This is a genomic window from Embleya sp. NPDC059213 (assembly GCF_042754445.1).
GTDB lineage: Bacteria > Actinomycetota > Actinomycetes > Streptomycetales > Streptomycetaceae > Embleya.
Genome location: NZ_JBHZAV010000192.1, coordinates 1 through 17,907, shown reverse-complemented (window position 1 = coordinate 17,907; position 17,907 = coordinate 1). Strand labels below are relative to the sequence as shown.

The 17,907-nt window shown below is 70.9% G+C and carries 17 protein-coding genes, 1 pseudogene and 1 riboswitch; of the genes and pseudogenes, 8 read left to right on the top strand and 10 right to left on the bottom strand.

What is annotated here, in order from left to right; all coding sequences use genetic code 11:
• Positions 1-36: 36 nt before the first annotated feature.
• A complete protein-coding gene (locus ACFXMF_RS39810) occupies positions 37-1,644 on the bottom strand; it encodes an alpha/beta fold hydrolase (RefSeq protein WP_379988704.1) in 1,608 nt (535 codons plus the stop codon).
• A 369-nt stretch (positions 1,645-2,013) separates the two neighbouring features.
• Here ACFXMF_RS39810 and ACFXMF_RS39805 point away from each other — a divergent pair, with 369 nt between their 5' ends.
• The gene (locus ACFXMF_RS39805) at positions 2,014-3,222 is read left to right on the top strand and encodes a CHAT domain-containing protein (RefSeq protein WP_379988703.1); all 1,209 of its coding nucleotides are present in this window, start codon (positions 2,014-2,016) and stop codon (positions 3,220-3,222) included.
• A 195-nt stretch (positions 3,223-3,417) separates the two neighbouring features.
• A riboswitch (TPP riboswitch) is annotated at positions 3,418-3,561 on the top strand.
• The gene (locus tag ACFXMF_RS39800; protein WP_360319689.1) at positions 3,557-4,924 is read left to right on the top strand and encodes a cytosine permease; all 1,368 of its coding nucleotides are present in this window, start codon (positions 3,557-3,559) and stop codon (positions 4,922-4,924) included. It overlaps the preceding riboswitch by 5 nt.
• Before the next feature lie 60 nt (positions 4,925-4,984).
• Here the strand turns inward: ACFXMF_RS39800 and ACFXMF_RS39795 are convergent, their stop codons facing one another.
• Positions 4,985-5,311, bottom strand: a complete 327-nt coding sequence (locus ACFXMF_RS39795) for a plasmid stabilization protein (RefSeq protein ID WP_360319691.1) — start codon at positions 5,309-5,311, stop codon at positions 4,985-4,987.
• 141 nt (positions 5,312-5,452) lie between these two features.
• Here ACFXMF_RS39795 and ACFXMF_RS39790 point away from each other — a divergent pair, with 141 nt between their 5' ends.
• Entirely contained in the window at positions 5,453-6,508 is a 1,056-nt protein-coding gene (locus tag ACFXMF_RS39790) for a MerR family DNA-binding transcriptional regulator (RefSeq protein ID WP_379988702.1), read from the top strand.
• Between the two features lie 10 nt (positions 6,509-6,518).
• Here the strand turns inward: ACFXMF_RS39790 and ACFXMF_RS39785 are convergent, their stop codons facing one another.
• From ACFXMF_RS39785 to ACFXMF_RS39770, 4 genes are read right to left on the bottom strand one after another with little or no spacing between them, the layout of a single operon-like run.
• Positions 6,519-7,328 (bottom strand): amino acid ABC transporter permease, encoded by an 810-nt coding sequence (locus tag ACFXMF_RS39785; protein ID WP_360319695.1) that lies wholly within the window; start codon positions 7,326-7,328, stop codon positions 6,519-6,521.
• Complete coding sequence (locus tag ACFXMF_RS39780; RefSeq protein WP_360319697.1) at positions 7,325-7,969, bottom strand: amino acid ABC transporter permease; 645 nt, start codon at positions 7,967-7,969, stop codon at positions 7,325-7,327. Before ACFXMF_RS39780 ends, ACFXMF_RS39785 begins: the two co-directional genes overlap by 4 nt.
• Positions 7,970-7,984: 15 nt before the next feature.
• Complete coding sequence (locus tag ACFXMF_RS39775; protein ID WP_379988700.1) at positions 7,985-8,941, bottom strand: glutamate ABC transporter substrate-binding protein; 957 nt, start codon at positions 8,939-8,941, stop codon at positions 7,985-7,987.
• Between the two features lie 13 nt (positions 8,942-8,954).
• A complete protein-coding gene (locus tag ACFXMF_RS39770) occupies positions 8,955-9,707 on the bottom strand; it encodes an amino acid ABC transporter ATP-binding protein (protein ID WP_360319719.1) in 753 nt (250 codons plus the stop codon).
• Positions 9,708-9,931: 224 nt separating this feature from the next.
• On the opposite strand from ACFXMF_RS39770, the gene ACFXMF_RS39765 reads away from it, so the two are divergent.
• Positions 9,932-10,138: a DUF2191 domain-containing protein gene (locus ACFXMF_RS39765; protein WP_355540066.1), complete on the top strand. Its 207-nt coding sequence runs from the start codon at positions 9,932-9,934 to the stop codon at positions 10,136-10,138.
• Between the two features lie 162 nt (positions 10,139-10,300).
• Positions 10,301-10,687: a hypothetical protein gene (locus tag ACFXMF_RS39760; protein ID WP_360319701.1), complete on the top strand. Its 387-nt coding sequence runs from the start codon at positions 10,301-10,303 to the stop codon at positions 10,685-10,687.
• A gap of 118 nt (positions 10,688-10,805) precedes the next feature.
• On the opposite strand, the gene ACFXMF_RS39755 is transcribed toward ACFXMF_RS39760, so the two are convergent.
• Positions 10,806-11,456, bottom strand: a complete 651-nt coding sequence (locus tag ACFXMF_RS39755) for a GntR family transcriptional regulator (protein WP_360319703.1) — start codon at positions 11,454-11,456, stop codon at positions 10,806-10,808.
• 140 nt (positions 11,457-11,596) lie between these two features.
• Between ACFXMF_RS39755 and aceE the strand changes: the two genes are divergently transcribed.
• Together aceE and ACFXMF_RS39745 are read left to right on the top strand one after the other, a co-directional pair.
• The gene (gene aceE, locus ACFXMF_RS39750; RefSeq protein ID WP_360319705.1) at positions 11,597-14,275 is read left to right on the top strand and encodes a pyruvate dehydrogenase (acetyl-transferring), homodimeric type; all 2,679 of its coding nucleotides are present in this window, start codon (positions 11,597-11,599) and stop codon (positions 14,273-14,275) included.
• 366 nt (positions 14,276-14,641) lie between these two features.
• Positions 14,642-15,199 (top strand): DUF4291 domain-containing protein, encoded by a 558-nt coding sequence (locus ACFXMF_RS39745; protein ID WP_360319707.1) that lies wholly within the window; start codon positions 14,642-14,644, stop codon positions 15,197-15,199.
• A 63-nt stretch (positions 15,200-15,262) separates the two neighbouring features.
• Here ACFXMF_RS39745 and ACFXMF_RS39740 read toward each other — a convergent pair whose 3' ends face one another.
• Positions 15,263-16,054 carry an SDR family oxidoreductase gene (locus ACFXMF_RS39740; protein ID WP_360319709.1) on the bottom strand — a complete coding sequence of 264 codons (792 nt, stop codon included), beginning with the start codon at positions 16,052-16,054 and terminating at the stop codon, positions 15,263-15,265.
• 244 nt (positions 16,055-16,298) lie between these two features.
• On the opposite strand from ACFXMF_RS39740, the gene ACFXMF_RS39735 reads away from it, so the two are divergent.
• Complete coding sequence (locus ACFXMF_RS39735) at positions 16,299-16,892, top strand: TetR family transcriptional regulator (RefSeq protein ID WP_379988699.1); 594 nt, start codon at positions 16,299-16,301, stop codon at positions 16,890-16,892.
• A gap of 82 nt (positions 16,893-16,974) precedes the next feature.
• On the opposite strand, the pseudogene ACFXMF_RS39730 reads toward ACFXMF_RS39735, so the two are convergent.
• Both ACFXMF_RS39730 and ACFXMF_RS39725 read right to left on the bottom strand, forming a co-directional pair.
• A pseudogene (locus ACFXMF_RS39730) lies at positions 16,975-17,151 on the bottom strand (ABC transporter ATP-binding protein); the annotation flags it as partial.
• Positions 17,152-17,205: 54 nt separating this feature from the next.
• Positions 17,206-17,907: sensor histidine kinase (locus ACFXMF_RS39725; RefSeq protein ID WP_380021058.1), on the bottom strand; the 702-nt coding region annotated here is incomplete at its 5' end.

The window sequence follows — 17,907 nt, the reverse complement described above, 5'->3', positions numbered from 1 at the left end:
GCCGGTGCCCCGACGGGAGCACCGGCCGTCGCGACCTCAGTCGCGGACCGGCACCGTCACCGTGGACGGGTCGTTCGCCGGCGAGGAGAAGGCGATTCCGGCGCCGAACGGGTTGTGCTCCAGGTAGAGCGGATCGACCGTGTCGAGCACCACGGCGAGGCGGTGGCCGGCCGGTACGTCGTAGGCCGTCGCGTACATGTCGATGTCGACCGGGAAGGCCACTCCGGGTGTCTTCCCGTGGAAGCTCAGCGGCGAGTGGGTGACCAACTTGCCGACGCCCAGCGGGCCGACGTCGTACAGGTAGGCGAAGATCGTCCCGCTCTCGTGCGATGCGGTGACCGTGGTGTGCAGCTTCGTCGTACCGCGCACCCTGGTCTGCGTGTCGTAGCGGTCGCTCTGCCACACGCCCGCGAACGCTCTGGGCAGCAGCGGGATCGAGGCGACCGGCGGTATCCGCAGGAACTGGTCGAGGATGCTGGACAGGAAGACCGTGCCGCCGTTCGCCCCGGAGTCGAGGTTGGCCAGGACGCGTTGGGTCCCGGTCAGCGCGATGGTGCGGGTGGCGGACGGCACTGCCGACCAGCTCGGGTAGCCCTCGTAACCACCGTCACCGGTACGGGGCTTGAGCTGTACGGGCGGCTCCCGGTCGATGCCGTTGTCGACGCCCCGGAGATGGTGGTCCAGCCAGCGGGTGGAATCGGCCCACATGTCGTTCGGCAGTCCGAACAGGCCGCCCAATTCGGCGGTGGCGTGGTCGCCGGGACGGAATTCCAGTCGCTTGGCGCCGGTCAACCTCGTGTAGAAGTCCGCGTATTGGTCCGGCGGGAAGAGCGAGTCGCCCCACGCGTTGCCGAGCATGATCGCGGCGCCGTTGGCGTTGATCCGATCGAGGTAGGTCGCGGGCGAGCGCTTGGCGCCCCACGCGAGCATGTCCGCCTCCTTGGCCAGGTTGCCGGAGAGGAAGTTCTTCAGGATCTCGGTGAGTTCGGCGCTGGGCCGGCCGGTGAGGAAGCCGGCGCCGCCCAACAGCGCGGCGGCCTGCGCGTGTTCGGTTCGGCCGCTGTAGATCGAGTCGATCAGGTCGGCCCAGCCGCTCATCGCGACCACGGCCTTGATCCGAGGGTCGAACGCGGACGCCAGCAGGCTGATGCCGGCGCCGTAGGACACGCCGGCCATGCCGATCCGGCCCTGGTCGGCGGGCGTGTTGGCGAGCGCCCAGTCGATCACCCGGGACGCGTCGGCGATGTCCTCGGGGCCGGCCGTCTCGATCTCGCCGCCGGATTGCCAGAAGCCGCGCGAGTTGTAGCCGATCACGACATAGCCCCGCTCGGCGAGCTTTTGCGCGGGCACGACGTACTCGATCTGCGGCATCGCCCAACTGGTCGGGAGCACCACGACCGGGTAGCGGGTGTCGGGTGCGCCGCCGGTGGGGGCGATCACGTTGGCGGCGAGCCTGGTGCCGCCGTCGCCGGGGATGTCGACGAAGCGCAGGGACGTTCCCGCGGCGGCCTGCACGGCTGCCGCGGGGGTGTGGGTGGGGACGGTGCCGGCCGACGCGGCGGGACCGAGCGTGGTCCCGGCGAGAATCGCGGCCGAGACGACGGCGACCGCACGAGCGCCCGGGCGCATGCGGAATCGACCCATGAGGGTCTCCTGACGTCATGGTCGGGGCGTGGCCCGACCCGCGAGATTGCAGGGTGAAACGACGCCCAGGGACGGCGTCGGAGAGGTGACTCACGAGTAAGTTACGCGCCGGTAAACCAGGACGGAAGAGCCACGAGGCAGTCCGCTTCGCGCGGTTTCGGCGGCGGGGGAACGGCGTCGGCGGCGCGTCGACGAACCGCCGGCGGGACGGTGGTGGGACGGCGACGGTGGGGTCGGGTCGGGGCCGGTGCCCGGTGGCGGTCGGCCCCGCCGATTTCTTGATCGCGGTATCGGTGCGCGCTGCGTCCCGCCCGGGCGTCGCCCGGGTACCGTGGTCCCGCGAGCGGGGGCGAGCGGGGGCAAGCGGGGGTGAGCGTGGAGGACGTCGACGCGGAGACGCGGCGGGCGTGGGAACGGGGCGAGCGCGGTCGGGCACGGTGTGCCGAGGCGCTGGCCGAGGAGTCGACGGACGAGGGTCCGGACGCCGTGCGCGAGTTGCTCGCGGAGGCGATCGAGTTGCTGACCGACGCACTCGGCGCGCTGGACGGCGCCGATGCGCACTGGCCGGAATTCGCCTACACGGCCGGCATCGCCCACGCCGCGAGCGCGAGCGCGGCGCCCGGCGGTGATCGACGGGCCTGGGACCAGGCGCGGATCTGCTTCCGACGCGCCCACCGGGCCGCGCCGGAGCACGCCCACCTGCTCCGGGCCGCCGCGCAGGTGGCCTCGGCCCGGATCGGACTCGACCCGCGCGGCATCGCCTGGCGCAGCTTGCTCGACCCGCCGTCCGCCGCCGAGATCGCCGCCGCGCTGGGCCGGCTCGGCAGCGACGCGCTGGTGCAACTCGTCCCCGGCGCAGCGGTGTCGACCGGCACGGACGGCACGACGCGGGTGCTCGACCTGCCCGAACTGGACTACGGCCTGGCCCTGGCCGAGGGCGATCGGGAGAACTGGGCGGACCTGCTCGACGCGTTGTGCGGCTGGGCCTGGGGCGCGGTGATGGAACCGGTACTGACCGCGCTGCCCGGCTCGTTCGGCCGCGCGCCGTCCCTGGTCCTGCTGCCCGCCGGACCGTTCGGCATGGTCCCGTGGCACGCGGCCTGGTCACTCGTCGACGGCCGCCGCCGGCACGCGCTGCAACACGCGCAGATCTCCTACATCGGCGCACCGCGCCTGCTGTGCGAGGTCGCCGCGCGGCGGAGCAGCGAGCCGGTCCGGCGAAGCCCGATCGAGATCGGCCGAACCGCCGGCGACCCGATCGCGTTCGTACCGGCCGGCGGTCACGACGAGACCTGGCGGGTGGGCGCCGAATACCTGACGGCCGGCACCCACACGGTGGTGTCCACGCTGTGGCCGGTGGACGAGACGACCACCGCGCTGGTCCTGTACATGGCCCACCACTACCTCGACCGCCGCGACCTCCCCCCGGCCCAGGCGGTGCGTACCGCGCAGTTGTGGCTGCGCGACCCCAAACGCGGCATCCCGGCCGCGATGCCGGCCGAACTGGCCGCCCGCGCCCGCGCGATCGTCCCGGACGACCTGACCGGCTGGGCGGGCTTCACCCACTCGGGATGGTGAGCCCTACCCGTGGAAAACGGCACGTGCCGCCGATCCGGGTCGGTGCCGCCTGCCCGCCCAGGACGTTGCCGCACCCGCCCGGGACGGCGCGAATCACCACCCGGGGGCATCTCCCGCGCCCGCCGGGCGACCCGGCCCGAGGTCGCCTTCCCCCACCCCGCCTTCCCAAGCCGCCCGCGAGGCGCGTACTGTTCGCCACGCCATCGCGGGAGCTCGGACCAACCGGGCTGAGAGGGCGGCATGGGGTGTCGGCGTCGAGCCGGTGCACACCCCGGGGCCACCGACCGCTTGAACCTGTCCGGGTAATGCCGGCGTAGGGAGAGCAGGTAGAGCCATGTCGGCTCCTGTCGTCGACGACGCACGCCCCGAGACGCCGCACGCCGGCGCCGAGGCACCCCTGATCCTGGACACCGCCCCACCACGCACCCTCGGCTTCCGCGACCAGGCGGCGTTCTGGGCCAACCTCGGGGTGAGCCTGCTCGGCTTCTCCGGCGCCCTGTACGTGCTGGCCCCGGTCGGCTACCCGCAACTGTCGATGGTCGCCGCGATCGTCGCGGCCGTCGGCGGCACGCTGATCGGCACGCTCATGGTCGCGGTCGCCGGCATCCCCGGTGCACGCAGCGGCGCACCCGCGATGACGGTGCTGCGCGGCCTGTTCGGCACCAAGATCTCGTACGTGCCGACGGTGTTCAACATCGTCCAGTGCATCGGCTGGGGCACCTTCGAGCTGCTGGTGATCTCGATCGGCATCGAGGCGATGACCGACGGCGACGGCCCGCACTGGCTCTACATCGTCGCCGCCGGCGCGGTCACCACGGCGATGACGCTGCGCCCGCTGGGCATGCTGCGGATCCTGCGCCGCTACGTGACGGTCGCGGTGGGCATCGCGATGCTCTACTTCTCGGTGCAGCTGTGGCGCGAGGGCCTGCCGCCGATGACCGAGGGTTCGTGGTCCGGGTTCTTCCCGGCGATGGACGCGGCGCTCGCGGTCGCGGTCTCCTGGGTCCCGTTGGCGTCCGACTACACCCGCCACTCGCGCGGCACCAAGCCCGCGTTCTGGGCCGCGTTGAGCGGGTTCTCGATCACCAGCATCTGGTGCTACCTGCTCGGCCTGGTCGCCCTCGCCCAGGTGGGCGGCGACCCGGACAAGATCTTCGACTCGTTCCTGGGCGTCACCGCCGGGTGGGTGTTCTTCGCGGTGCTGGTGGTGCGCGAGGTGGACCAGAGCTTCGCCAACGTCTACAGCACCGCGATGTCCATCCAGAACCTCGCGCCGCGGGTGGATCGCCGGGTGCTCTGCCTGGGTGTGGGTGCGCTGGTCACCGGGTTCGCGCTGATGGTGAACGACTTCGACACCTACGCGAGCTTCCTGTCGCTGATCGGTTCGATCTTCATCCCACTACTGGGCGTGCTCGCGGTGGACCTGTTCGCCGGGCGCGGCCGGGCCGGCTGGGACCTGGGCGACCACGCGCCGGCGCGCTGGGTGATGGTCGCGCCGTGGGCGCTGGGATTTTGCATGTACCAGCTGATCAACCCGGGCTCGGTCGAGTGGTGGGCGACGTTCTGGGGGCACATCCAGGACGCGCTGCACATCCACGCGCAGACCTGGACCTCGGCCTCGCTGTTCTCGTTCGCGCTCGCGGGCGTGACCGCGTACGTCGCGGTCGCGTGGGACCGGCGGCGGGCGGTCGCGGCGCGTTGAGGTGGGCCGGCCGCGTCGGTCGGGTGCCTCCTCCCGACGCGGCCGTGATCCACCGGTGGGTCAGCGGGTGCCGAGCGCCTTGGCCAACTCGGCCTTGTTCATCGTCGAGCGGCCCTTGAGATTGCGCCGCTTGGCATCCGCGTAGAGCTGGTCGTAGGTCGGACCCTGCGCGCCCTTGTGCGAGTTCCGGCCACCGCGCTCGGCCGAGGACATGTCGTGCGTCGAGGAACGGCTCGCCGTCTTCGACTCGCCGGCACGGGCACGCTCCTTGTTGACCGTTCGGGCGGCGATCTCCTCCGCGCGCTTCTCGCCGGTGCCGCGCTTTCGGGCACCCTCCTTGATGTGTTCGTACTGCCGCTCGCGCTTCGGGCTGGATCCGCGTGGCATGGCAAACCTCCTTGTTCGTTCCTGTTCGTGTCGTTTCATGGGTTGCCGTCGCGTGCTGTCCGCTACCCGCGTTCGGGCGGATCATCGGTGCCCGCCGAGCGGAGTTGACCTTCGAGTCGGTCGAAGCCACAGACTCGCGGCATGGACGACACGAGCGACACGAACAACGAGGTACTGGTGCCGATCGGGATGTTCGCGCGGCGGGTGGGACTCAGCCCCAGCGCGTTGCGCTACTACAGCGACTGCGGTGTGCTGCGGCCCGCGTCGGTGGATCCGGACACGGGATACCGCCTGTACGCGCCGGACCAGGAGGCACGGGCGATGCGCCTGCGCGAGCTGCGCGAGGCGGAGGTGTCATTGCCGGACGCGGTCGCCGTACTGGACGGCCCGCCGGCACGCGCCGAGGCGCTGCTGCGCACCCATCTGGACCGCATGCGGGGACGGGTGGACATCGCGCGGGACGTGGTCGAGGGCGTGCTGCGCGCGCTGAACACGACCGGTACGCGGGCCGAGGTCGGCGGCGCCGAATGGGCGAGCGCGGTGCGGCAGGTGGCGCCGGCGGCGGGGGAGGGGGAGCCGGCGGTGCTCGGGTGTGTGCTGGTCGAGGTGGCCGACGGCGAGGTACGCCTGGTGGCGACGGATCGGTATCGGCTGTCCGTACGCACGCTGCGGGCACTGCGGATCGAAGGTGGTCCGGGACGGGCACTGATCCCGGTGGGCGAACTGAGCGCGCTCGGCGCGTGGGCGACCGGGCATCGCGAGATCGCCCTCGAACTGGACACGACGGGCTGCCGGCTGCGCGCGGGCGAGGAGGTACACGAATTGCCCACGTCGGATGAGCACTATCCGGCCTACCGCGACCTGCTCGCCACCTCGGCCGTACCGACCACGCGTGCGGTGGTCGACCGCGCCGCCCTGCGCGACGCGCTGCTGGACGACGCGGGCTCGGTTCGTGTGCTGACCGTCGACCCGGACCGGGTCGGGGTGGCCGACCGCACGCTGCCCGCGATCTGCACCGGCCCGCCGATCCGGCTCGCCTTCGACCCGGCGAAGCTGGTACCGGCGCTGGACGCCGGGGTCGGCCCGGACGTCCTGCTCGACATCGCCGCCGCCGATCGGCCGGTGCTGCTGCGTTCCGCCGACCAGGGCAGCTTCACCACCCTGGTGATGCCGGTGCCGCTTCCCGACGACGCCTGAGTCGGCGTCGTCAGGCGGTCTTGTGGCGGCGTCGGCCGCTGCTCTCCAGGTAGCGGGCGAGGCCGGAGAGGAGCATGCACATGCCGATGTAGATCGGGGCGATCACGATGACGACCGGGATGAAGGGAAGGCTGTAGTCGAGGTTGGTGGCGATCTGCTTGCCGGCGTACAGGAATTCCTCGTAGGAGATCAGGTAGCCCAGTGAGGTGTCCTTGAGCGTGACCACCAACTGGCTGATGATCGTGGGCAACATGGTGCGCACCGCCTGCGGGATGAGGATGTTCACCATCACCGTGGTCTTGCGCATGCCCAGCGCGTAGGCCGCCTCGCTCTGCCCCTTGGGGACCGCGTTGACGCCGCCGCGGAAGACCTCGGCCAGGACCGAGCCGTTGTACAGGGTCAGTCCGGAGATCAGCGCGAGTCGGGGTTCGACCTTCATCGCGATGAAGATGAAGAAGATCATCACCAGCACCGGCATGGCCCGGAAGAACTCCACCACCAGACCGGAGATCCAGCGCACCACCCGGTGGTCGGAGAGCCGGCCGGCCGCGAACACGGCGCCGAAGGCCAGCGAGAGCACCGCCGCCCACGCGAAGACCTGGAGGGTGTGCCCGAGGCCGCGCAGCAACAACTTCTGCACGCCCACGTATTCGAACGGCGCCCACTTGTCGTGGTCGAACTGGCCGGTGTCGATCAGCTTGTAGATCACCCAGGCCAGCACGCCGAGCAGCAGTACGGTGACGATCCAGCCGTAAGTACGGTGCCGGGCCAGGGCCTTGGGTCCGGGGACGTCGTACAGCGCCGAACTCTCGATGCTCATCGGGCCACCTCCAGGCGCTTCTCCAGGAAGCGGAACAGGGCGCTGATGGACAGCGTGATGATCAGATAGCCCACCGCGATCCACAGGAACGTGACGACGATGTCGTAGCCGAGTTCGTTGAGCGTGCGGTACGTGCCCAGCAGTTCGACGACGCTGAACGATCCGGCGATCGCGGTGTTCTTGGCGAGCGCGATCAGCGTGCTGCCCACCGGCGGGATCACCGCGCGCACCGCCTGCGGCAGCACGATCAGGTTGAGCGTCTGGCCGAAGTTCATGCCCAGGCTGCGCGCCGCCTCGCCCTGGCCGACCGGCACGGTGTTGATCCCGGCGCGAACGGCCTCGCAGATGAACGCCGAGGTGTAGCAGCCCAGGGCGAGCACCGCGAGGGTGAAGAACGGGAGCACCACGCCGAATCTGGGCAGGCCCAGCACGACCGCGAAGAACAGCAGCGTGAGCGGGGTGTTGCGGAGCACGGTCACCCACACGCCGCCGAGCAGACGCAGCGGCCGGACCGGGGAGACCCGGCAGCCGGCCATCAGCACCCCGATCACGAGCGCGATCGCCGAGGCGGCCAGGGTGAGTTCGAGGGTACCCACGAAGCCCTTGCGGAACAGGGCGAAGTTGTCGAGCAGGACGTTCATCGTCGACGCCTTCCGCTAGTACCGGTCCACCGGCGGCGGCTGGGGGGCCGGTACGCCGGAGAGACCGAGGGTCGAGTCGTAGGCGCGCTTCCAGTCGCCGTTCTGCTCGTGCGCGACGATCGCGTCGTCGAGGGCGAGGCGGAAGTTGCGATCCCCGCGTGGTACCCCGATTCCGTACGGTTCCTTCGAGAACGGCTCGCCGGCCAGCCGGAGTTGGTCGGGCACCTTCGCGGCGTAGCCCTTGAGGATGGTGTCGTCGGTGGTGACGGCGTCGACCTGAAGGCTGATCAGGTTGTCCACACAGACCGAATAGCTGTCGTAGGCGACGGCGGTGGCCTTGGGGTAGTCGGCGACCAGGCGCTGGTAGGGGGTGGATCCGGCGACCGAGCAGACCTTCTTGCCGGCCAGGTCCTGCGGGCCGTTGATGTCCTTGTCGTTCTTGCGGACCAGGAGCGCCTGACCGGCCATGTAGTACGGGCCGGCGAAGCCGACCAGCTTCTTGCGGTTGTCGTTGATCGTGTACGTCCCGACGTAGTAGTCGACTTCGCCGTTCTGCAGGGACGTCTCGCGGTTGGCGGAGGTGATCGTCTTGAACTCGATCCGGTCCGGCGGGAAGCCCAGCGAGGCGGCCGTCATCTTGGCGATCTCGATGTCGAAGCCCGAGTAGTAGCCGGTTGCCGGATCCTGCTGGGCGACATAGGGCTGGTCGGCCTTGGTGCCGACGATCAGGCGTCCGCGCGACTTGGCCGAGCGGAAGGTGGGCGAGTCGACGGTGACGTCGGTGGCGACCTGATAGGTCGGCAGGTCCTTGGCCTTGGGGCCCTTGGGTGGGGGAGTGCCGGATTTGCCGCAGGCGGCCAGGAGGGCGCCGGCGAGGAGGAGGGCGAGCAGGGCGGCGGTGTGCGTGCGGTGTCGGGTGCGGCTGTGGACGTGGCGTCGGGTACGGCGTGGAGAGCGGCGTCGGGTGCGCATGTTCGGACCCCCGTCAGTGCTTGAGGATCTTGGACAGGAAGTCCTTGGCCCGGTCGGTCTCCGGGTGGTCGAAGAAGTCCTCGGGGCGGCGCGACTCCATGATCCGACCGTCCGCCATGAACACGACGCGATTGGCCGCCGACCGGGCGAAGCCCATCTCGTGGGTGACCACGATCATCGTCATGCCCTCGACCGCGAGCGTGCGCATGACCTCCAGGACCTCGTTGATCATCTCCGGGTCGAGCGCGGACGTCGGCTCGTCGAACAACATCACCTTGGGGTCCATCGCCAACGACCGGGCGATGGCCACTCGTTGCTGCTGACCGCCGGAGAGCTGCGCCGGATACTTGGGCGCCTGGTCGGCCAGGCCGACCCGGTCCAGCAACTCGCGGGCCTTCTTGACCGCTTCGGCCTTGCTGCGCTTGCGGACCTTGATCTGGGCCAGCGTCAGGTTCTCCAACACGGTCTTGTGCGCGAAGAGATTGAAGGACTGGAACACCATGCCGACCTCGGAGCGCAGCCGGGCCAGTCCTCGACCCTCGGCCGGCAGCGGCAGGCCGTCGATGGTGATGCTGCCGGAGTCGATCGTCTCCAACCGGTTGATCGTGCGGCACAGCGTCGACTTGCCGGAGCCGGAGGGGCCGATCAGGACGACCACCTCGTTGCGGGACACCGTCAGATCGATGTCGCGCAGAACGTGCAGCGACCCGAAGTGCTTGTTCACGCCGGAGAGAACGACGAGTGGGTCTTCCGAGGTCACAGGTATTCGACTCGCCTTCGACACGGGGGCAGGGGCCGTGCGCAAGCGCACATGCCCGGTGCATCGACCTCGGCGGGTCGATTCAGTCGCGTCGCCGCCGCCAACCCCTCTAACGGCCGATAGAGTCCCCTCGCGCGGGTGACACGTGCCCGGTCGGGGGCGCCGATGCGCGGATCCCGCGCCGGCGGACGTGCGTTCGGGCGGAGCGGGTCGAGCCGAGGGAGTCGTCGATGGCCAAGGTCAACATCAGTCTGGACGCGAACGTCGTGATCGAGGTCATGGTCCTGTCCGGGGTGCGCAACGCACAGGACGCGATCGAGGCGATCGTGCTCGACTACATCGCCCGCGGCCACCGCACCGAAGCGCTGACCGGCAACGTCGAGGACCACCGGCGTACGGTCGAGGAGCGCGAGCAGCGCAACCCGGTCATCGAGTAGCGGGCCCGGTCACGCCGCTCGTCGCGTGGCGTCCCACCGGCCTCCCGAGGCGCCGTTGTCCCGAGCCGCTGTGTATTGCCCGAGGGGGCTGCGCGAGAATGGCCGCCGACACGTGTGACCCGGAGCCTCGGGTCGGGTCGGCGGGGGATGAGGTGCGTACGCATGCGGCTGTGGCTGTCCTATTTCGCTTTCATGTCCTCGGTGGGCCTGACCAACCGCACCAGCGACATCTGGCGCAGCGCGCGGGTGGCCGACGACATCGTGTCGGCGTTTCGCGCGGTGCCGCTGGGTGACCCGGCGCGGCGCGGGCTGGTTCGGGCGATGGCGCTGGTGGCGATCCAGATGTGGTGCGTGTCCATCGTGATCGCGGTGTCGCCGTGGTTCGCGGCGGACGGCGAGAGCCCGGCGGCGTTCCGGGGCTATCTGTCGATGGCCGCGATCGTGGTCCTGCTGGTCGTCGTGGTGATCGAGGCGACGGTCATCCTGTTCAATCGGCCGCGCAATCTGGTGGCGCCGCACATGCGGGGGGAGCGCGGCGTGCTGCGCTGACGGGGCGTCATGTGCCGGCGGGGCGGTGCGTCGTCCGGGCCTGCGGCGGTCCTTTCGCGGGCGTATGGCGGCCCGGTGACGGGTGTACGGCGGTTCTTCGGTGGGCTCTTCGGCGGGCCTACGGCAACAGGGCGCAGCCGCCGTAGCCGAGGACGTGTTCGCGCAGCAGGTCGCTCGTGGCCGGGTCGCGGCGGCGGAAGGCGGCCACGATCGGCTCGTGGTCGGCCGCGTTCTCCTGCAGGTCCATCCGGTAGACCCGGATCGACAACGTCGTCCACACCTCGATGCCCAGCGCCTCCCAGACCGAGCGCAGCAGCGCGTTGCCGGACGCCGCGACGATCTCGCGGTGGAAGGCCACCCCGTGCCGGATCTGGGCGCCCGCGTCGCCGTCCGCCGACGCCGCGTGCAGTGCGGCGACGTGCCGGTCGAGCGCGGCGAGCCGTTCGTCGTCGATCCGGGGCAGCGCGAGCCGCGCGGCGGTCTCCTCCAGGCCCGCCCGGACCGGGTAGATCTCGCGTAGATCGTGCTCGCTGAACGAGCGCACCCGCACGCCCTTGTTGGGCTCCGACTCGACCAGGCCGAGCTGTTCCAACTCGCGCAACGCCTCGCGGACGGGTGCCTGGCTGACCCCCAACTCCACCGCGACGCGGCGCTCGACGATGCGTTCGCCCGGGGCCCACCGGCCCGCGACCACGGCTTCGGTGACGTACTGGCGGATCTGTTCGCGCAGCGGGCGGCGTTCCAGGGTCGGGCGGGGCGGCTCGGTCATCGGGCCAGTCTAGGACGCGGACCCGACTTTTGCGCAATGATCGATCATTGCGCAGAATGGAAGGGCTTCGCCGCGGAGCTCCCGACTTCCCCGGAAGCCCGCACCCGGAAGCTCCACCGATACGAAGGAGGGCGGCCCGGATGTCACACCACACGACCGGCCGTACCCCGACCGGGCAGCTCGACCAGCTCCCCGACCGGGATCCCGAGGAAACCGCGGAATGGACCGAGTCGCTCGACGCCGTCGTCCGCGCCGCAGGCCCGGGCCGGGCCCGGCTGCTGCTGGCCCGCCTGCTCGAACACGCGGCACACCGCGGCCTCGACCTGCCGCCGGTGACGCGCACCCCCTACGTCAACACCGTGCCCACCTCGGCCGAGCCGAGCTACCCCGGCGATGTGGACCTGGAGGAGCGGATCACCGCGTACAACCGGTGGAACGCGGCGGCCATGGTCACCCGGGCGAGCCGGTTCGGGCTGGGCGGGCACATGGCCACGTACGCGTCGGCGGCGTGGTTGTACGAGGTCGGGTTCGAGCACTTCTTCCGGGGGCGGGCCGACGGTGGGCCCGGTGATCAGATCTACTTCCAGGGGCACGCGTCGCCCGGCGTGTACGCCCGGGCCTTCCTGGAGGGGCGGCTGACGGCCGATCGACTCGACCGTTTTCGCCGCGAGGTGGGCGGTGGCGGGCTGCCGTCCTATCCGCATCCGCGATCCCTGGGCGGCTTCTGGGAGTTCCCGACCGTGTCGATGGGGCTCGGGCCGTTGGCCGCGGTCTACCAGGCGCGGTTCAACCGCTACCTGCACCACCGGGGCATCAAGGACACCTCGCAAAGCCGGGTGTGGGCCTTCCTGGGCGACGGCGAGATGGACGAGCCCGAGGCCACCGCCGCGCTCACCCTGGCCGCGCGCGAGCAACTGGACAACCTGGTCTTCGTGATCAACTGCAACCTCCAGCGATTGGACGGGCCGGTGCGCGGAAACGGGCGCGTGGTCCAGGAGTTGGAGAGCGTGTTCGCGGGCGCCGGGTGGCATGTGGTCAAGGCGCTGTGGGGTCGGGACTGGGACGAACTGTTCGCGCGCGATCGTGACGGTGAGCTGATCCGCCGCCTGGAGCACACGCCCGACGGCCAGTTCCAGACCTACTCGGCCGCCGACGGCGCCTACATCCGCGACAACCTGTTCGGCGGCACACCCGATCTGCGCCGGGTGGTGGCGCACTTGGACGACGCGCGGCTCGGCGAGCTGGTCGGGTTCTCCCGGGCCGGCCACGAACCGCGCAAGGTGCACGCGGCCTACCGCGCGGCGATCGAGCATCGGGGCGGGCCCAGCGTGGTGTTGGTGCAGACGGTCAAGGGGTGGACGCTCGGACCGGGCTTCGAGGCGCGCAACGCCAACCACCAGATGAAGAAGCTGCGGCAGGACGAGTTCCGGGTGATGCGCGACCGGCTGGACCTGCCGGTGTCGGACGCCGACCTGGACGGCGAGTTGCCGCCGTACCTGCACCCGGGGCCGGATTCGCCCGAGGCCCGCTACCTGGCCGAGCGGCGCCGGGTGCTCGGCGGTCCGGTACCGGCGCGGCGGCTCGGATTCACGCCGCTGCCGGATCCGCCGGCGCTGGGGGAGGCGCCGTTCGCCGCGTTGCTCAAGGGGTCCGGCAGGCAGGAGATCGCGACCACGATGGCGTTCGTGCGACTGGCCAAGGAGCTGATGCGCGATCCGGTCGTCGGCCGGCGCTGGGTGCCGATCGTGCCGGACGAGGCGCGCACGTTCGGGATGGAGTCGATGTTCCCGACCGCCGGGATCTACTCGCCGCACGGGCAGACCTACGACGCGGTGGACCGCGAACTGCTGCTGTCCTACCGGGAGGCGGTGGACGGCCAGATCCTCAACGAGGGCATCACCGAGGCGGGCGCGGTCGCCTCGTTCACGGCGGCGGCCACCGCGTACGCCACGCACGGCGAGCAGATGATCCCGTTCTACGTCTTCTACTCGATGTTCGGCTGGCAGCGAGTCGCCGACCAACTGTGGGCACTGGCCGACCAGATGGGTCGGGGCTTCCTGATCGGCGCCACCGCCGGCCGCACCACGATGACCGGCGAGGGGCTGCAACACGCTGACGGCCACTCGCAGTTGATCGCGTCGACCAATCCGGCCTGCGTGTCCTACGACCCGGCCTTCGGGTACGAGATCGCGGTGATCGTCCGGGACGGTCTGCGTCGGATGACGACCGCGACGGCCGAACACCCCACCGGAGAGGACGTCTTCTACTACCTCACCGTGTACAACGAGCCGCTCCCGCAACCGCCGATGCCCAGTCCGGACGCCGTCGAGGGCATCCTGCGCGGCATGCACCTGTGCGCGCCCGTTCCGGACGCGGCGGCCGAACTGCTCGCCAGCGGCACGGCGGTGCGGTGGGCCCTGGAGGCGCAACGGCTGCTCGCCGAGGACTGGCAGGTGCCCGTGCAGGTGTGGTCGGTGACCTCCTGGACCGAACTGCGCCGCGAGGCGCTGGCCGCCGGCGAGGACCGAGTCCCCTACGTCACCCGGGCATTGGCCGACGCGACCGGCCCGGTGGTGGCGGTGAGCGACTGGATGCGGGCCGTCCCCGACCAGATCGCCCCTTGGATCCGCCAGGACTGGACATCCCTCGGCACGGACGGCTTCGGCCTCTCCGACACCCGGCCCGCCACCCGCACCCACTTCGCCGTCGACGCCCCCGCGATCACCATCCGTACCCTGACGACCCTGGCCCACCAGGGCCGGATCAAGCCGGACCTGCCGGCCGAGGCGATGCGCCGCTACGGCCGCGCAGGGGACTGACCTTCGCCCGGCAGAGCGGACGCCCGCCGAAGGGGGCGGGTTCGGGGCCGCCACGGTCGTGCGGTGACGGCCCCGATCGTTGCCTCGGTTCAGCTACCGGCGACGAGTTGCGCCGGGCCGAAGGTATTGCCGTTGTTGTCGGGGACCTGTCCGGGGAAGGTGTAGACGTTGCCGTTGGCGGCGCGCACCCAGAGGTCGGCCTTGCCGTCGCCGTCGAAGTCGCCGTTCGTGGACGGCCACGCCGAATGGGTGGCGGGCGGTGACGGGGCGCCCGGATGGTGGGGTGTTCGAGTACGTCGGCCGCTGAGTGGGTGGGGTGCTAAAACCGGTGGCCGGGGGTGGGGGTGGCCGGCAGCGTGGGTCGGCATGGTGATGTTGCGGCAGGTTCGGGCCGACTTCGATGCCGCTTCGGTGGTGGTCTATCAGGCGTACGCGCCGGCTGTTGCCGAACCCGCTTTGCGGGAGGGGCGGTTCGTGGCGCCGTTCTCGTTCGGGCGGATGACGTGGGTCAAGCCGTCGTTCTGCTGGCTGATGCATCGCAGTGACTGGGGGCGCAAGGCGGGCCAGGAACGGGTGTTGGCCGTGCGGATCGGTCGGGCCGGGTTCGAGCACGCGCTCGGGCGGGCGGTGTCGACCGAGGGGTCGGTGGCGGGTGCCGCGGTGCACGTGCAGTGGGATCCGGAACGGTCCTTGCGGGGCGCGGCGTTGAACCACTACAGCATTCAGGTCGGGATCGGGCGCGGGCTGATCCGCACCTTCAATGACGAGTGGATCGTCGGCATCACCGATCTGACGCCGTTGGTGCGGCGGGTGGCCGGGTTGGTCAAGGACGGCCGGGTCGACCAGGCCCGGCGGTTGTTGCCGGTGGAGAAGCCGTACCCGCTACCCGCGTCGCTCGCCCGGCGGGTCGGCGCGGACGGCTGAGCCGGGGCGAGGGACGCGGATGGCGGGTACGGGTTCGCATGCGGCGGGGTGCGCCGAGGGAGGTCAGGCGTGTGTGCCGCCGTCGATGCGGATTTCGGTGCCGGTGATGAAGGCGCCGTCTTCGGAGGCGAGCATCGCGACGACACCGGCGATGGCGTCGGGGCCGGCCATCGGGGCGCCGCCGGATTCGAGTTCGGTGGCCAGGATCGGGGAGAGCTTGGCGAACAGCTCCCAGTCGGTGTCCGCCGGGAGGTAGCCCGAAGTCGCGTCGGTGATACCGGACTTGATGCTTCCGGGGGCGACGTTGACGGCGCGCAGCCCCTGCTTGCCGTATTCGAGGGCGAGCGCGTGGGTGAAGGACTGGATGCCGCCCTTGCTTGCCGCGTAGGCCGCCATGTAGGGGTGGGCGAAGGCCGCCGAGGTGGAACTGAAGTTGACCACGACGCCGTTGCCGGCGGCCAGGAGGGCGGGCAGCGCCTCGCGCGTGACCAGGAACGTGCCGGTGAGGTTGACCGTGATGATCTTGTTCCACAGGTCGAGCGAGGTCAGGTGGGTGTGCTCGGCGCGCAGGATGCCGGCGGCGTTGACCAGGACGTCGAGGCCGCCGAGTTCGGCTACGGCGGTACGGACGCCTTCGGCTACGGAGGTCTCGTCGGCGATGTCGACCACGAGGGTGGTGAGGCGCTCGGCGGTGCCCTCGGTGGTGGCGCGTTCGCGGGTGCCGGTGAGGCCGTCGGCGACCACGTCGGCCGCGACCACCCGGCCGCCCTCGCGGAGCAGTCGCAGGGCCGTTGCCTGTCCGATGCCGGAGCCGGCGCCGGTGACCAGGACGCGGCGGGTGTCGAAGCGGTTCATGTGAGTGCCTTCTTTCCGGGCGGTGGGTATCCGCGTTGGGCCGCAGTGGGTATCCGCGCTTGGTGTATGGCGGGTATCCGCGCTTGGTACCCGCTTTTCTGCACGTTACGCCTAACGTGCACGTTGTGCCATTAATTCCCCGGGTGGGCATTAGACTGGGCCGATGGATGCTGCTTCGGTCGGTTCGGATCAGGTGCCGGGTGCGGCTCGGCGGGGTGGGGCCGCCCGGGTGGGGCGGCCTTCGTTGACGGAGCGGCGGAAGGCCGATACCCGCACCGAGGTGTCGCGGGTGGCGATCCGGTTGTTCGCGGAGCGCGGGTTCGACGAGACGACCGTGGAGGACATCGCGGAGGCGTCCGGGATGGCGTTGCGGACCTTCTACCGGTACTTCCGGAGCAAGGAGGAGACCGTCGCGCCGGTGTTGTCGGCCGGGATCGCGGACTGGGTGGAGCGGCTGGCGGCGTGTGATCCGGGGGTCGGGCTGCTGGAGGCGATGACCACGAGTTATCGCGCGGCGATGCGGCACGCGCGAGAGGTGGACGGGGTCGACGACGCGCAATTGCGGGTCGTGCTGCGGACTGCGGAGGCACATCCGGCTTTGCGGGCGGTGTGGTTGGGCGTGCACCACGACTGCGAGGCACGGTTGCGGCCGGTGATTGCGGCTCGGAGCGGGGACGTGGACGCATTGGCGGTGGACCTGGCCGCGGGGACGGCGAACGTGGCGGTTCGGGTGGCGATGTGGCGGTGGGCCTCGGCGAGCGGAGGTGGGGTGGACGCTGCGGAGGTCGTGGCCGATGCGTTGTTGCGGGTCGCCGATGGGGGGCTTTTGGGCACGTGAGGTCGGGGGTTCGGCCTCAAGCGCTCGGCTGGGTCCGCGGTGTGTGTCTCGTGTGTTGCTGCGGCAGGAGTGCGGCTGTTGGTCAGCGGGCCACGGTCGCGCGGTAGTGCTCGTCGGCGGCCGGCGGATTGCGATGGGTGTCGGCGGCCACGACGGCGCCGTCGTCCGGCGCCAGGACGCGGTCGGCGGCGTCCGGGAACGCGGGGCTGCCGGTGATCACCACGGTGGTCCTGCCCCGGCGCAGGGCGGCCGGGGGTCGATCCCCGGTCCACCGGGATGCGCCACGCACATCGGACCGGTGTCGTGCGCGGCCTCAAGCGCCGGCCGGGCTGGATTCGGTCTCGGCCGGTGCCGGGCGTTGGTTGGTTCGGGGTGGCCTCGAGCGCCGGCCGGGTTGCAGGGGCTCAAGTGCCGGCTGGGGTGAGGGGGGCTTCGGGAGGGCTATGGCGATGGTCAGGCCGCCGTGGTGGTTGGCTGTGGTGGTTATTTGGGCCGCGTGGGCGTGGACGATGGCTTGGACGATGGACAGGCCCAGGCCGGTGCCTCGGGCGGAGCCGGTGCGGTGGGGGCGGAACCGGCGGAAGGGTTCGAAGAGTTCGGGGATGTGGTCGGTGGGGATGAGGGGGCCGGTATTGCGGACGCGGAGGGAGCCGGCGGAGACGCCGACCGTGACGTGACCGCCGGGGTGGTTGTGTCGTACGGCGTTCTCGACCAGGTTGGTGACCAGTTGGCGCAGGAGGAGCGGGTCGCCGGAGACGACGCTCTCGGCGAGGATCGCGTCGACTCGGATGCCGGCCTGTTCGGCGGCGGGTCGGGTGTGGCGCAGTACGTCGGCGGTGAGTTCGTCGAGTGCGACCGGGGACGCGTGGACGTTGCCGCGTTCGCTGACCGCGAGGTTGAGCAGTCCGTCGATGAGGCGTTCGGTGCGTCGGTTCAGGGCGAGCAGTTGTTCGCGGGTGTCGATGATGTCCTGTGGTGCGTGGGGGTCGGCGAGGCCGATCTCGATGGCCGTGCG